This is a genomic window from Veillonella nakazawae, assembly GCF_013393365.1.
In the GTDB taxonomy this organism is placed as follows: Bacteria; Bacillota; Negativicutes; order Veillonellales; family Veillonellaceae; genus Veillonella; species Veillonella nakazawae.
On sequence record NZ_AP022321.1, the window covers coordinates 49,393 to 66,652 of the forward strand.

Annotated in this window: 5 protein-coding genes; 4 read left to right on the forward strand and 1 reads right to left on the reverse strand. The window is 38.5% G+C overall.

Going from position 1 to position 17,260, the window contains the following annotated elements; genetic code table 11:
- Positions 1–152: 152 nt before the first annotated feature.
- On the forward strand, positions 153–1,193 hold the full coding sequence (locus VEIT17_RS00200) for an inverse autotransporter beta domain-containing protein (RefSeq protein WP_178884068.1): 1,041 nt from the start codon (positions 153–155) through the stop codon (positions 1,191–1,193).
- Positions 1,194–1,782: 589 nt separating this feature from the next.
- Positions 1,783–4,491 carry an S-layer homology domain-containing protein gene (locus VEIT17_RS00205; RefSeq protein WP_178885968.1) on the forward strand — a complete coding sequence of 903 codons (2,709 nt, stop codon included), beginning with the start codon at positions 1,783–1,785 and terminating at the stop codon, positions 4,489–4,491.
- 181 nt (positions 4,492–4,672) lie between these two features.
- Here VEIT17_RS00205 and VEIT17_RS00210 read toward each other — a convergent pair whose 3' ends face one another.
- Complete coding sequence (locus tag VEIT17_RS00210; RefSeq protein ID WP_178884070.1) at positions 4,673–6,238, reverse strand: methyltransferase regulatory domain-containing protein; 1,566 nt, start codon at positions 6,236–6,238, stop codon at positions 4,673–4,675.
- A gap of 629 nt (positions 6,239–6,867) precedes the next feature.
- Here VEIT17_RS00210 and VEIT17_RS00215 point away from each other — a divergent pair.
- A complete protein-coding gene (locus VEIT17_RS00215) occupies positions 6,868–15,774 on the forward strand; it encodes an ESPR-type extended signal peptide-containing protein (protein ID WP_178884072.1) in 8,907 nt (2,968 codons plus the stop codon).
- A 164-nt stretch (positions 15,775–15,938) separates the two neighbouring features.
- Positions 15,939–16,727: a hypothetical protein gene (locus VEIT17_RS00220; protein WP_178884074.1), complete on the forward strand. Its 789-nt coding sequence runs from the start codon at positions 15,939–15,941 to the stop codon at positions 16,725–16,727.
- Positions 16,728–17,260 lie beyond the last annotated feature (533 nt).

Genomic DNA, 17,260 nt, shown 5'->3' on the forward strand with positions numbered 1-17,260 from the left:
AGGTAATAACATGGTTATTACCTCTTTTTTATATACATATAATAGTAAAATAATACGTTTCTAGTGAGTACTTATCTTGACATACATATACATTATTCGATACACTAATATATATTTCATTTATTGTTCATGAATTTTAAATGTAGAGAGTAATGAAACGTATTGTGTGTATCGCCTTGAGCGCCCTATTGTGTTGCGTGGGTACAGCTGAGGCAGAAAAACAACAATTACATAATGATAAGGGCGTAGTGTCTGCAGAAACTGATGCTCAAACAGAGCGCATGAAGGCCGCATCAGAGGGCTTTCACATTACGCCTGCTGCCACACCGGACCATGTGATTGGCCAAGGTGGGCCGCTCATCATGGATCGGCAAGATACTAAGACCGTGCAGTATAGCAATGTGGATGCAGTGAACCGCGCCATTAATGCGGTGGCTATGTCCAATGTATCTAATGCTATGTATGGTGCGAAAGGTAAGCCGTGGATGCGACGCACTACACTGAGTTTTCAGTTCCAAGAAGGGTGGAAGCCGTTGTATTCTGCGGAGACTATTCAGCCTCTAGGTCATTACGATAATACCTCTCGTGATGTGTGGTTTACGCAGCAGCGCATTTCTCGCGCCTCTGATACGGGTACTACCCTTAACGTAGGCATTGGGTACCGTCGTATTTCCAAGGACGACCGTCGTCTCTATGGAGCTCATCTATTCTATGACCATCGCTTCTTAAATCGTCACGATCGACTCAGTGCTGGTCTTGAATATATGTCTGGTGAAAGCGAGTTTCGTTTTAACTGGTATGGTTCTGCTTCTGATGAGCGTGTTTTGGATGCGAACCTGCATACCTTAGAGCGAGTATCTAATGGTTATACCTTAGAATATGGTAAAACCTTTAAAAATGCGCGCTGGGCTAGAGTCTATGTTGAAGGCTATCACTGGAACCAGGATCGACAAGCTGATAAGAATGGTTTGCGCATAGGCTCTGAGATGCAACTGACGCCGCGTGTATCTATAGATATGGGGTATAATAAACCGGAACATAGCTCTGGCGGTGCATATGGTAAAATTACGTTCCGTTTAGCGGGAGCTCCGATGGCTTGGTATGGTGGCAAGCATCGTTTAGAACAATCTGCAACGGTTCGCGATAAAATGCTCAACCTCGTAAGACGAACTAATACGGTTTTTGTTGAATAATAATTTTGATAACTGAATAGACAAATTGAATGGTCATGCCATTTCCTGCATTCATTTTATTTTAATGAAAATTAAATGAAAAATAATCTACTATTGTTCCTATATAAGTGATATACTCTAGGTAAGGGAAACGTTAGTGTTCATATCAATTGTTCTTTAAGATAATGGCTTTTTATAAAAGCCATTATCTTATTATTGATGCCGTGTGATCGCCCGTTCATCTTAGTTACTCTCCAACTATTTAATAATCTTTGTGTTGTGTTTACTTCAAAATCTCTCTCTTTTAATAACAAACCTATATCATACGGCACCGGTAAGAGGTTCGCCTTCCTCTTACCAAAAAAGGGTAGTTAATCCTCCTCGATTAACTATCCTTTTTTATATTCTCTTAATAGATATATAAATTACTGTTTACAAAATTCGTATACGTGCTACAATATTCATATAAAACTCATGAATAAAAAGTGAATTTTAATGCAAAGAGAGAATAATTGGTTTTGTAGTTTGTAAATGGAGGTTCTAAACTATGAACAAACGGAAACGTTTATTAACCGTGTTGATTAACGGTGTGCTATTGTCTAGCTTGTGTATGGTAGCTAGCGCTGCAGATAATGTAGCTGGGGCAGGTAGTGGCGTAGCTATTGGCACAGGCTCTAATGCTCAAAGAGATGGAGTAGTTGCTATCGGTAAAGGTGCACACACCAATTATGCTGGCGGGTCTGGCTATGCTAAAGTTAATGGTGATGTAGTTATCGGTGAAAATGCAACAACCCATAGTTATTATGATCAATCTGGCTCAGTAGCTATTGGTAAGAATGCATATGTAGAAAATACGATTGGTCGACAAGAAAAGTTATTTGCGTTTAATCAAACAACTTTTAATACTTTTGGTATGGGAAGTCTTCCACAACAGCCAGATAAAGTTGTTACTGGTGTAGCAATAGGTGATAATACGTATGTTCGTACTGGTGGTACCATGATTGGGTCTCATAACTATCGTGGGAAAATCGGTGATATTACTGTCAATACTGACACTTACGCAGAAAAGCGTAAAGCTGGACTAGGCTTATATTCAACAACATTAGGCTCAAATAGCTTTACCAATGGTACTGTTGCAACTACTACAGGTGCTTTAAATGTTATTTCCAGCAATTATGATGGCAATAATATTGCTAATGCAACTAGAAATTTTGGAGCTACTATTAATGGCTCTTTAAACTCTATTGAGTCCGCTACAGCTGCTAATAACTATTCTGGATTAAGCAACACTGTTGTTGGTACTGCTAATAGAACCAATAATTCTAATGGTTCTTTAATTTTCGGTGCAGGTAACGAAATTACTAACTCTATTACTGATATAGATGCGGGTGCAATAACACCAGGTCTTTTTGGAGGTCCATCCTCTGTAACTAAATTATCAGAAGATGTGCGTAATTTAGTAAAAGATAATAAATCTGGTGGATCTACCTTAGCTATTGGTGGCGGCAATAAAGCTGATTACACACAATTGACATCAATGACAGGTGTTAATAATACTGTTACAGGCACTGCTGGTAATGTTGCAAAATTGAATTACGTAACTGGGTACAATAATACAATTACTAATGCATCTAATAATATTGTAATGGGTAACGATCATACCATTACTGCTGATAATACAATTGCTATAGGCGGACTTTCTTCTGGCGAAACACGCTCTGTTGCCAATACAACAACTATTGGTTATGATGCAAAAGCTTCTGTTGAAGGCGGTGTAGCTCTTGGTTATAAATCTAATGCGACAGTAGATAAAGGTGCAGCTGGTTATGATATTAGTACCAAAGCAGCATCTACTGATACAAGTTCCACATGGAAAGCGACTGCAGCAGCTGTATCCGTTGGTGATGTAGCTAATGATGTAACACGTCAAATTACATCTGTTGCAGCTGGTACAAATGATACTGATGCAGTAAATGTAGCGCAACTTAAAAAGGTAGAAACTAAAATCTCTACTGTTGAAGCAGATGCTAAAAAACATACTACTGTAGTAGCTGGTGCTAATACGACTGTAACATCTGGTACAAATGCTAATGGCGGTGCAGAATACAAAGTATCTGTAAACAAAGACTTAGTAGAAATGAACTCTGCTAACTTCGGCAAAGCAACTGACGACGTTCGTGCTCGTATCGATAAAGACAGTGCTCGCTTCTTTAACGGTAGCGAAAATATCGGTATTACACCTAAGGGTGTTCAAATCGAAAATACAGATACCTTAGAACAAGCAAAATTCGATAAATACGGTATGTACGCAAGTGAAGGGGACAAAACAGTTTACTACACTACAACTGGTATCAGCGCTGGCGATCAAATCATTAACAATGTAAAAGCCGGTGTAGCAGATACTGATGCGGTTAATGTATCTCAACTTAAACGCGTACAAGATCAAATTGCAGCATCTACTAGTGTTACAACTGTAACAGCTGGTGACCATATTAAGGTAACACCAACTGTAAATGGTAATACTCACGACTACAAGGTATCTCTTGCAGACGATATTGCAGACCAAATTACAAATAACACAACAAATATCACTAAAAATACAAATGATATCAAAAATATCAAAGGTGACTTATCCAAGATGGATAAACGCGTCAATAAATCTGTAGCAGGTGCAGCAGCGTTAGCAGCATTGCATCCACTTGATTTCGACCCAGATGCTAAATGGGACTTCGCTGCAGGTTATGGTCATTACCGCAGTGGTGATGCGGCAGCTATCGGCGCTTTCTACCGTCCTAACGAAGACGTACAACTTAGCGTAGGTTCTACTGTAGGCAGTGATGAAACAGTATTCAATGCTGGTTTATCTGTGAAAGTAGGGGCTCATAGCGGTGTATCTCGATCTCGTGTAGCGATTGGCAAAGAAGTATTAGCCCTTAAGAAAACTGTAGCTGAACAAAATGCTCAAATTCAAAAATTGACTGCATTGTTGAACGGCGTTGCTGGTACTAAGATGAAAGCCGATCACACAACATTGTTCCCAGATATCCCTACAAATCACTGGGCATATGAAGCTGTAAGCGATTTATCCCGCCGTGGTCTTGTAGAAGGCTATCCAGATGGCACATTCGGTGGTGACCGTATGTTAACACGTTATGAATTTGCTCAAATCGTATACCGTGCCATTCAAGACGGCGTAACAGTTAATGATCGCCTAGTAACAGAATTTAGCCCTGAAATGGCTTTGTTCCGTGTTGATACTGTAGCTAAAAATGCTAAAGGTGAAGCAACAATCGAACGCGTTCGTGTTAATAAAAAATAAGGATACTATTAGTTTATAGTGTTCACACAACTTAATAAGTAGCTACTATGCATACCTCAACTCCACCCCGAGGTTGCATAGTAGTGAATATAAAAAGGAGTAACTGATATGATCAGTTACTCCTTTTGTAGTTCCATATTATGTAATTTTCGATATTGTTTGTGATTATATAATTTGCGATTTATTTGGCAAAATAACCTAGCGATTGGATGTGCGCGATGGACTCGTTTAAATATTGCTCAGAGGACACAATGTGTTTAGTGCCATCATCTTTTGTTCTTTCAACGGTCATGTTTTCGTTCATAGTATCAATCAATTCTTGACGAGAAATTGGTTTTGCCATCAATTTCATGACGTACGATAAACCTTCATCAACAGAATAGTCTATTTGATTATACATATTGCCAAGGCACATGTATTGATAGCCACCTTTTTCAACCAGGGTGGATACATAGTTTATGAAATGCTCTGGAATATAGGTTTCATTTTCCACAAACGGTAATTGATCATACTTTTTAGCATACGTGTTGACATGACCAACGATAGCAAGATGGAATAAACGTCTATACATAGCATCAGTATCGATTTCAGAATCAGGATGGTGTTCTTCAATATGTTTCATTATATCTGCTACATTGAATGGTCGTTTTGTATCCATTAATTCTTGAATGCTAATGTGCATAACGTTGGTCCACTCTGGAGGAACACCAGGCTCTTCATCTAATGCATTGTTGAAGTATAGTGTATCTAGTACTTTCTTCTCAACCCTTTCGTCATGGGAAATTTTATCTTCGTTGCTACACTTTGTTAATAGGGCCATGCGGAACTGAGTATCATACACATAATCGTAGTACTGCTCCTTATCAATGTAGCTATCTCTAGCTAATGTTCTAATATTTTTTTCTACATCACTATTGAGCCAAGTGATAAAAGAACGATTTAAAGTTTCGTCGCCGATATAAGCGCAACCTTGTTGTTGAGCACGCTCAATAAATTCAGACACATATACAGGATCATTAATAGCTTCTAAGTATTCATGACCAACGTAGTAATCGTTAGATTGGATTACACGATTTATGTTTTTGATCTTATAATCAGAAATTTGTTGGGAACGTTCATCTAGCTTCATTGTTTCTGCAATGAGTTTTAATACATTTTTTGTGTAGACCGTACGCTCTTGTAATGAGTCGTTAGGTGCATGTTTTTCAGAATATAACATAATATCCCGCAATTGCTCTAACCGTTTCCAACCTGGATACGTATTATATGAAACATAGGCAATACCACGATCAGATAGGTTGTGACTGCAAATATTAAGGATTTTATCTTTTACCACATCAGGCACCCAAGACCAAATACCATGAACGATAATGTAATCGAAGGTACCGAATGTCTCATCAATATCCATAATATTTTTTTCTAATAAGGTAATATTTTTAAGCCCCATGGATTCAATTAATTCATTCCCATGCTTTACCTGAGTAGGGGATAGGTCGATGCCAGTGAAAGTTGCTGTTGGATTATATAGGGCTTGGGGTATGATATTTCCACCGCAAGAAGAGCCCAACTCTAATACGCGCGCGTCTTCAACTGGTACTGGGTCTAAGCCATAAATAAGAGCTTTTGCCATTAAAGATGTAATACATGTATTGGAAAATGGTTTTGATACGTATAGAAAATCGTCGTAAGATTCCTTTAGGTCGTTAATTTTAGATTGATCTACACTAGTAATGTGTTGTTTACTCATTAGAATATATCCCCTCTATAACTAATCTTCGGAAAATGCTCCTCATAATGATTTAGTATATCATAATTTTTATCAAAATCGGTCAAAAAATTCATAGTTATTTCATTTATAAGTTCGTATATGAAAAAAATGTGAAAGTGCCTTTAAAAGATTGTTGGATTATTATATTCATATTTTTCTATGATCCATATTTTATAGATAATATATAAATAGATGCCAAAATCGAGAAAAATCAATGAGATTAAATCAATTAAACGTTTATTTATAACTTGCATTAATATTGTTATCGAAAAAACTAGTACTGTATAGAGAAAAATAGATTATATTTTATAAAATACGTATAAAACACCGAAAAAATGAGTAAAAAAACACTCATATATTAAATTTTGTTTAACAAAATAAAGGTTCTGACAACAAACCTTGCTGTTTATGATAAAAACATGAAGAAAACTATTTACAACATTTTCGATATATGATATTCTGTTCATGACACAAAATGAAAGAAATATGAAAGATACTCAGAAAGGCGTAAAGGTATGGGAAATTTAGGCTTTTTGTTCTTTTGTATTTTATTGATTTAATTATAAGGATTGTAATTGTGTCTAGTTAAGAAAGGGGTTCATAGTAATATGAATAAAATCTTTAAAGTTGTTTGGAGCAAAACTAAAGAGTGCTACGTAGTAGTTTCCGAAGTTGCAAAAAACAATGGTGGTAAGAAAAAAGCTCTTGCTAGCGTATTAGCTGGTTTAGCTATGGTGGCTGCTACAGCAGGTACACCTGTACAAGCAGATGGTAATTATGGTGGTAGTGCTGTTAATATCACTCCTAATGCTTATAATGGTTCTAATAGAACATCTCCAAACTCTGTTGTTGTTGGTTACCAAAATAATACAACTGGTGGTAGCGGTAACGGTCATATTATTTATGGTGCTAACAATGTGGCGAATCAAGATTCATCTATGGCTCTTGGTAACCAAAACATAGCAACTGGTCCTGCTGCATCTGCAATTGGCGTAGGATCTCAGGCAACTGGTAGAAATACTATTGCTGTAGGTAATGTAGCAAAAGCTAGTAATACAGATAATATCGCTATTGGTACATATTCTGAAGCATTAACTAGTGGTCAAGATGCATATGCTCTTGCAGTGGGTTCTTATTCAAAAGCTAATGCTCATATGGCAGTTGGTGTTGGTGCACTTGCTAATGCAACCGGTACTGAATCTACAGCGGTTGGTGCAGGCTCTAAAGCAACTGCTAAAAACTCTCAAGCTTTTGGTGCTCGTAACACTGCATCTGGTCAAAATGCTACAGCTATTGGTTATGGCAATACCTCTAAGGTAGAAGACACTATCACAATTGGTACTTCTAATAATGCCAATACTGGTGGTGGTATTGCTATTGGTCAAAATAACCTTGCTGACGCTACTGCAAATGGTGGCCGTAATGCAGGTTCTACTCAAATTGCTATTGGTCGTGATAACAGAGCAGCTCGTGAAGATACAATCGCTATTGGTCGTGAAGCAAAAGCTGAAAATGATTTATCAGTAGCTATTGGTAATCGTACAGAAGCTACTGCTAATGCTGCTATTGCTATCGGTACTAATGGTGCTCCAAGTGGTGGTAATACATATAAAACAACAGCCAGTGGATTTGCAGCTGTTGCAATTGGTATGCAAGCTAACTCCTCTGGCACTGCTTCTACTGCAGTAGGTGGCAAATCTTCTGCTACAGCTAATGGTGCAAGTGCATTAGGTCAAGCTTCTGAAGCATCTGCTGCATCTGCTACAGCATTAGGTAAAGAGGCAAAGGCATCTGTTGCTGATGGCGTTGCTCTTGGTTCTCAGTCTAAAGCAACTGTAGATAAAGGTGTTAAAGGCTTTAACCCTGCAGAAACTCGTACAAATAAATATGCTGGTCTTGCTGGTACGGCACAAACTTCTACATTGGCAGCTGTTTCCGTAGGTGACGGTGCTAATGCAACTCGTCAAATTACAGGTCTTGCAGCAGGTACTGCTGACAGCGATGCTGTTAACGTAGCTCAATTGAGAAGCGTTAACTTGAAATACGCTGGCGACACTGGCAATAGCGATGTATTGTTAGACAATGGTACATTGAATGTTAAAGGTGATGACAAATTCATCTCTACATCTGCTGATAAAAATAGTGTAAAAATCACTGCTAAAGTAGGTGAAAATATTACTACTAATGCCGATGGTAAAGCAGTTGCTCCTACTACAAACGGTATTGCTACAACTGACAATGTTACTCAAGCGATCAACAACTCTGGTTGGAAAGTAACTTCCGCTAATAATGGTGGTACTACAAACGGCACAACTTCTGAAAAAGTAAGCCCTGGCGATACTGTTACTTTCAAAGCTGGTAAAAACATTGTATTAGACCAAGCTGGTAAACAATTCACATATTCCTTGAATAAGGATGTTGATTTGACTAAAGATGGTTCCTTAACAGTTGGTGATACTAAAGTTACTAACGATGGCTTAACAATCACTGGTGGCCCATCTGTTAAGAAAGATGGTATCGATGCTGGTAATAAAAACATTTCTAATGTAAAAGCTGGTGTAAAGGATACTGATGCAGTTAACGTAAAACAATTAAAAGACGCTAAAACTAAACTTGTAGATGGTAAAAACACTAAAGTTACTGGTGAAGGTACTCAAGACGATCCATACAAAGTTAATGTAGAAGGCGACTTGAAAGGTATTACATCTATTTCTAATGCTGACAATGGTCCTAAAATGACAATTGGTGGCAACTCCATCAACATCACTGGCGGCCCACTTAACATGGGTGGTAGCAAAATCACTAATGTAGCTCCTGGTACAGACGATACTGATGCAGTTAACGTAAAACAATTGAAATCCGCTAAGACAGAAGTTAAAGCTGGTAATGGCGTAACTGTTGCTAAGACTCAAGATGCAACAGATGGTCATGATATTTACACAGTAAGCTCTACTGGTGCTACTGGTAACACTGATCCTTCTAAAGTTGAAGGTGGTAAAAATACTACTGTAACAGGTGATGGTACAGCAGCTACTCCGTACAAAGTAAATGTACAAGGTGACTTGAAAGACATCTCCTCCATTACAAATGGTACTGGTTCTGGTAAAATCTCCTTCGCTGGTGATCAAGTTGTAAAAGTTGAAGGCGACAACCCTATTTCCTTAGATGGTAAAGGTGGCTATGTAACTGGCTTACAAAACAAAGATTGGGATATTACTAACCCAACTGTTGTTTCCGGTCGTGCAGCAACTGAAGACCAATTGAAAAAAGTAAGCGATGGCTTCAACAACACAATTAAATTAGCAGGTAACACTGGTAATACAGATACTCAAAAATTCAATAAAACTGGTGGTTTGAGCTTCGGTGTAGTTGGTGCTAACAACGGTCAATACATCAAAACAACTGCTTCTGGTACAGATGTAGTAGCTGATTTGTCCGATGACGCTAAAACTAAATTAAATAAAACATATACAGTATCCTCTGGTTCCACTAATGTAACTGTAACTCCAACAACTGTTGGTGATAACACAGACTTCAAAATTAGTGTAACTAATCCTTCTACACCTGGTGGTGCGTCCTCTATTGAAAGTGTAGTTAAAAAAGCTGACGCAGCTGGCGATACTAACTTGGCTGATATTGCTGTTGAAAACGGTAAAAACTCTGGCGATCCAGATGCTCAATACTCCGTAAATGTTTCCCGTAATGCAGTTAAAGATGCAGCTCGTGAAGCAGTAACAGTTAACAACGGTGGTACAACTACTGGTGGTAACTACACAGCTGATGCAGATAACCCTATCACTGTTAACCCTGTGAAAGATGATGCAAAGCATAACACTACATACGAAGTGAAATTCGATGGTGAAAAAGCAGCTAAACAAATTCCTTTGACTTACAAAGCTAATGGTACTGGTGACCAAACAGTTAAATTGGACAAAGGTTTGAACTTCACTAACGGTTCCAACACAACAGCTTCCGTAGCTGCTGATGGCGTAGTTAAATACGACTTGAATAAAGACGTTGATTTGACTAAAAACGGTTCCTTAACAATTGGTGACACTAAAGTTAACAACGATGGCGTAACTATCACTGGTGGTCCATCTGTTAAGAAAGACGGTATCAATGCAGGTAACCAAAAAATCACTAATGTGAAACCTGCTACAGATGGTACTGATGCAGTTAACTACGATCAATTGAAAGCAGCTCGTACAGTTGTTACTTCCAACGACAAATCTGTAACAATTAACAAAACAACAAATGGCGACCAAGTAACATATGACTTACATGTAAATGCAGCTGCTGGTACAGCATCTACTTGGAACTTGAAATCTGGTGCAGTTTCTGCTACAGAAGGTACACATTCTGGTGATACAGATCAAAACATTGCAGACGGTAAATCCGTTACAATGCAAGCTGGTAAAAACTTAACTGTTAAACAAACTAACGACGGTAACGGTAATACAGAAGTTGCATACGCTCTTGATAAAGACCTTAAAGATCTTGATAGCGTAACAACTAAAGAAGTTAAACTTGGCGACAAAAACGACAACATCTCCATTAAGAAAGATGGCGACCGTATCACTTATAGCACTGATGGTGGCACAACTGTTAAGAAAGTAGCTAATCTTGATGATGAAAAACACATCAAACCTGGTAGCTATGCTGTACAAAACGACGGTAGTGTAACAATGACTTACGTTGATGGCAATGGTAAACCAGTTACTGGCGAAGAAGCTAAAATTACTGGCATCGCTAAAAACGATCTTTCCAACATCACTGATGACGGTAAGAAAGTAATCACTGGTCTTGGTTCTAAAGTTAAAGCTGGTGACAACGTAACTGTTACTGATACAACTGATGCAACTACAGGTCAAAAAACTTACACTGTAAATGCTAAATTAGCAAAAATTGAAAATGGTAAAAATACTACTAAGACTGGTACTGGTACAGACGCTGATCCATACAAAATCAACGTTGAAGGTGACTTAACGGATATCAACTCCATCACAAATGGCGCTGGTTCTGGTAAACTCACATTCGGTCCTAACGAAACAGTAACAGTTGGTGGTACTAACCCTATCACATTGAATGCTAAAACTGGTAATATCGGTGGTTTGACTAATAAAACTTTCGATCCTACGAATATTGTATCTGGTCAAGCAGCTACAGAAGATCAATTGAAATCTGTACATGATACATTGAAAGCTTCTGAATTGCACATTGCTCCTACAGCAGTTAAAGCTGGTAGTACTGAAGCTAAAGGCGGTGTAGTAAGCGGTACTGAAAACGTATACAAATACGATGCAGGTACTAAGAAAGTTACATTGACTTATAACGATGGCAATGGTAAAGCTGTAACTGATACTAAAGCAGTTATCGACTTCTCCGACTTGAACATTCCTGCAGCTGGTAATAACTACGGTTTCAAAGCTAATGCAATTGCTGGTGATGGTAAATTAGATGGTGCAGCAACTGCAACAGCTGTTGAAAATGGTGGCACTGTAAACTTTGCAGCAGGTAAAAACTTGACTGTAAAACAAACTGTTGATGCAGCCAATAAAACTCAAACTTATACTTACAGCCTAGACAAAGATTTAACTAACTTGGATAAAGTAGTTGTTAATGGTAAAGATGGTCAAGCAGGTAAAGATGGCGTAACTATTGTTGGACCTCAAGGTGCTACAGGTGCTCCTGGCCTTCCTGGTACAAATGGTATCGATGGTAAAGTTGGTATTTCTGGTAAAGACGGTAAAGATGCAGTATCTATCTCCGGTAAAGATGGCGTAGGTCACATTGGTTTAACTGGCCCTGCTGGTAAAGATGGTAAAAATGTAACTGCTGATATTACTGTTAAAGAAGGTAAAGCTGGTGTAGATGGTAAAGACGGTGTTGATGGTATCACTCGTATCTTCTACAACGATAAAGATGGCAACGAACATCAAGTAGCAACTCATGATGATGGTATGAAGTTTGCTGGTGACGATGGTCAAGCTGATGATACTAAAGTTATTAAGAAACATCTTAACAATGTTGTAGATATCATTGGTGGCGCTGATAAAGATAAGTTGACTACTACTGATAATATCGGTGTTAATAATGTTAATGGCAAATTGAAAGTTCAATTGGCTAAAAATGTTGACTTGGATGCTGATGGCTCCTTGACTACTGGTGCTACAAAAGTTGATAACAACGGTGTAACAATCACTGCTCCTGCAGGTGGTACTACTACTGATGTTAAATTGACTAAAGATGGCTTAGATAATGGCGGTAACAAAATTGTTAACGTTAAAGCTGGTGAAAACGATACTGATGCAGTAAACTTAAAACAATTGAAAGACAAAGTTACAACTGTTGAGTCTTCCGATAGTTCCATCAAAGTAGTAGACAAAAACGTTGCTGGTCAACCTGGTTATGATGCAGCTAAAGGTCACCAATATGACATCACTATCAATAACCAAACTGTAGTGGAAAAAGCTCAAACTCCAGTTGTTTATACTAATAAAGATGGCGACAAACTTTACAAAATCGTAGATCCTGCTACTGGTAATGTTACATTCAATACTAAGCCTGATGGTACTGGTACTACAGTTCAACCTGCTGATGTAATTGCATCCATGAACAATGGTGGTGATTCCACAACAACTCCTATGAAGTTGAACAACGTAGGTTCCACTATTGCTGATCAAGCTGGTAACACTTACTTAGATAAAATTGATGCAGCAGCTGCTGACAACAAAACTAAGAACGGTGCAGTTAATGTAACAGACCTTAAAAATACAGCTGACGCATTGATTGAAAAAGGCTTGAAATTCGACGCTAACTCTGGCGGTGTGAAAACTAATAAACTTGGTTCCACTGTGAAAATCCAAGGTGAAGGTACAAAAGCTGATACTGAATACAGCGGTGAAAATGTTAAGACTATCATTGGTCAAGATGCAGATGGTAACACAACTATCGACGTTAAACTTGATAAAAACCTTAAAGCTGACAGCGTAGTTGTTGGTAAAGATGGTAAAGACGGCGTTGATGGTAAGATCGGTGTTAACGGTAAAGACGGCGCATCTGTTGTACTCAACGGTAAAGATGGCTCTATCGGCTTGACTGGTCCTAAGGGTGCTGACGGTAAAGATGGCGCAAGTGCTAAGATTTCCGTTAAAGACGGCGTTCCTGGTGTTGATGGCCAACCTGGTGATAAATTGACTCGTATCGTATACGAAGACAAAGATGGCAACACACATGAAGTTGCAACTCACGATGATGGCATGAAGTTCGCTGGTGACGACGGTCAAACTGATCCAACTAAAGTTATTAAGAAACATCTTAACAACGTAGTAGATATCGTTGGTGGTGCTGATAAAGCTAAATTGACTGATAACAACATCGGTGTAAATAACGACAATGGCAAATTGAAAGTTCAATTGTCTAAAGACCTTGATCTTACTAAAGATGGTTCCGTGAAAATTGGCGATACTAAAGTTAACAACGATGGCTTGACTATCACTGGTGGCCCATCTGTAACTAAGACTGGTATTAACGCTGGTGATAAGAAAATCACAGGTGTTAAAGCTGGTGAAAACGATACAGATGCAGTAAACGTTAAACAATTGAAAGATAAAGTTACAACTGTTGAATCTTCTGATGGCACTATCTCCGTAACTGATAAAAATGATCCTACATCTGCAACTTATGATGCAGCTAAAGGTCACCAATATGACATCAAGATCAATAACCAAGGTGTTGTAAACAACGCTCAACTTCCAGTGGTATACACTAAACAAGATGGCACTAAAGTTTACAAACAACCAGATGGTACTTTCAACACAGCTAAAGATGGTTCTGGTACTGTCGTAGCACCTAATGAAGTAATCGCTTCCATGAATAGTGCAGGTGACTCCACTACAGCTCCTACTAAGTTGAACAACATTGGTTCTTCCATCGCTGATAAAGCTGGTAATACATTCTTAGATAAGATTGATGCAGCAGCAGCTGACAACAATACTAAGAATGGTGCTGTAAACGTATCCGACCTTAAAAATGCTGCTGATGCAATCGGCAACAAAGGTTTGAATTTCGGTACACAATCTACTGGTGCTAATAGTGAAATCCATAAAAACTTGGGTGAAAAACTTGAAATCGTAGGCGAAGGCACTAAAGCTGATGACAACTACAGCGCATCCAACATCAAAACTATGACTAAAGATGGTAAAGTTGTAATCGGTCTTGATAAAGATCTTAACGGCTTGAACTCCATTGGTGTTCCTGGTAAAGATGGCGTAGCTGGTAAAGATGGTGTATCCATCTCCGGTAAAGACGGTGCTAACGGTATCGACGGTAAAGTTTCCATCGGTAAAGATGGTAAAGACGCTGTATCCATCGCTGGTAAAGATGGCGTAGGTCACATTGGCTTGACTGGTCCTCAAGGTCCTGCTGGTGCAGATGGTACTGGTGTAGATATCTCTACAGATCACGGTTCCAAAACTCTTGTTAAACCAGAAGCTAACAATGGCGACAAATCTGAACGTATCGTATACGTACCAAAAGATAAAGATGGCAACCCATTGAAAGATACTGATGGCAACCCAATCAAACGTGAAGTAGCAACTATGGATGATGGTTTGAAATTCACAGGTAACAACACTGGTACTGAAAACAAACATGCGTTGAATACGCTTGTTAAAGTTCAAGGTGAAGGTGTGACTGCAGCTCAATCCACTGCATTCCAATCCGCTGCTGGTAACATCAATGTAGTAGCTGATGGTAACGATACATTAACTGTTAAATTGAACAAAGACCTTAAAGGTATCAACTCCATCAAGAATAGCGACAATGGTCCTGCATTGAACTTCAACGCTGGTGACCTTTCCGTAACTGGTGGTAACCTCAACATGGGTGGTAACAAAATTACTAACCTTGGTAAAGGTACTAACGATACAGATGCGGTTAACTTGAAACAATTGAAAGATTCTCGTACAATCGTTAAATCTACTGATGGTTCCGTAGGTGTTCGTGAATCTGAAAGTGCTGATGGCGCTAAAGTATACGACTTGTCTACTGGTGCAAGCCCTCGTTTCGATGAGTTAACTGATGAAATCGGTCGTGTAGGTGCACAAGGCGCAGCTCTTGCAGCATTGAAACCTATCCAATACGATCCATTAGAACCAACTCAAATCATGGCTGGTTATGGTAACTACCGTGGTAACTCCGCTATTGCAATGGGCGTTGCTCATTACAAAAACGAGTCCACAATGATGCATGCTGGCTTAGCATGGGCTGGTGGTTCCCGTCACATGATGGCAAACGCTGGTGTAACTTGGAAAGTTGGCAACCGTGATAGCGAAGCTGCTGTAGCAGATCGTTACCGCAAAGGCCCTATCAGCTCTGCTTATGCAATGCAACAAGAAATGGCTTCCGTTAAAGCACAAAACGCTGGATTAAAAACAGAAGTATCTGATTTGAAAGCTGAAAACGAACAAATGAAAGCTCAAATTGCTGCTATGATGGCAAAACTTGGTATGTAATCATTTGTGAGTGTAAGAACTGAATGAACAAAGGAAGGTATGCGCTACCTAGCGTAGCGCTTACCTCTCCCTATTGTTTATGAAAATAATGCTTTTAAATATGAACGTGAAACGCGTAAGAGATACTTTCACCATAATCTAACGATAGAAAAGAGGAATATAGAATGAAAAAATCTACATTACTTGCTTGTGCAGCGGCTCTTGTTATTTCTACAGGCGTTGTAGGTGCACAATCCGCTCCAACATATGACGATAATTTGATTTTACGTAATCCAGTATCTGCTCCAGCATTGGGCAATGTAGTATTGGTTCCAGTGGCTAGTCCACAAACAGTGTCTGCTGTTCATGACTATGTGAAAGCTTGGCAAAATGCGGAAATCAACATCGCAAAAGCTAAAGTAAAATACGAAAACCATGAACGTATGACTAAAGCTGAGAAAAAATGGTTACATTCCTATGACAAACACAACTATGCTGACTACTTCCGTACACATTCCATCGGTCGTGTACATGGTCAAGAAGTGTTCTTGAACTGGAATGGTGAAAACCGTAATAAAAACGAATACGAATACTTTGAAATGCCTAAATACAATAAAGAAGATGGCTTCACTAACAGCTATGGTTACAATGTATTGCGCGGCATGACAGATCGTATTAACGAAATCATCCAAAAACAAAAAGAAGTTGGCGGTCCTATGACTGACGACGAAGCACAAGCATTAGAAGATGCTATTTTGGATGTAATGGCTAAAGACCAAGAAAACGTTTCTAACGAAGAACTTCGTCACTACATGAACGAAATAATCTGGTTCGCAGCTAAACAAACAGTTAAAAATAAAGCTAGTGAAGAACCTACTGTTCAAGATGAACACACTGTAGATCTTCGCGAAGCAATCAATCGTCCAGCTAACCAAGAAACTAAAAAAGTAGACTTGCGCGCTGCGATTCAATAATAAGGTTTGTAAATTTAACTATAAATCATTAACACACTGAGAGCTCGGCATAAACGATATACAATGAATTAGGAAATGATGTGTGACGCACAGTGTATATAATGAACAACTACATATGGCCCTCATACGGCGATTGTTTGAGGGCCTTGCTGTTCCCTGGACCCCGACTAGGGCACACAATCCTTATGCGAAACGACGCCATCCGAAAGGATGGCGTTGTTTTTTGCGTTTATGTATTGTTGCCCTTACTTAAGACTCAATAGCTGTACAAATATAAACAATTATAAAATAATAGACTGCTTATATTAACTACCTTTTTCTATGCATTTATGAAGAAACGCTTTATTACTATGTTTTATCTTCATCTAATTTAGAAAGTTTATATATTTTAGATGAAGATAAACTTGTATAAGATATACAAATATAATGTAAATATAAACTAATAGGATCTGTTTTATACTCTTATATATATAATGTATTATATTATATATAATACAATTATAAGAGAAAGCCTTATTCTATGGTGATGTGGA

Bases quoted from the DNA above. Each gene is read 5' to 3' on its own strand.
- VEIT17_RS00200 (WP_178884068.1), top strand. From the start codon at position 153: ATGAAACGTATTGTGTGTATCGCCTTGAGCGCCCTATTGTGTTGCGTG.
- VEIT17_RS00220 (WP_178884074.1), top strand. From the start codon at position 15,939: ATGAAAAAATCTACATTACTTGCTTGTGCAGCGGCTCTTGTTATTTCT.
- VEIT17_RS00205 (WP_178885968.1), top strand. From the start codon at position 1,783: ATGGTAGCTAGCGCTGCAGATAATGTAGCTGGGGCAGGTAGTGGCGTA.
- VEIT17_RS00210 (WP_178884070.1), bottom strand. From the start codon at position 6,238: ATGAGTAAACAACACATTACTAGTGTAGATCAATCTAAAATTAACGAC.
- VEIT17_RS00215 (WP_178884072.1), top strand. From the start codon at position 6,868: ATGAATAAAATCTTTAAAGTTGTTTGGAGCAAAACTAAAGAGTGCTAC.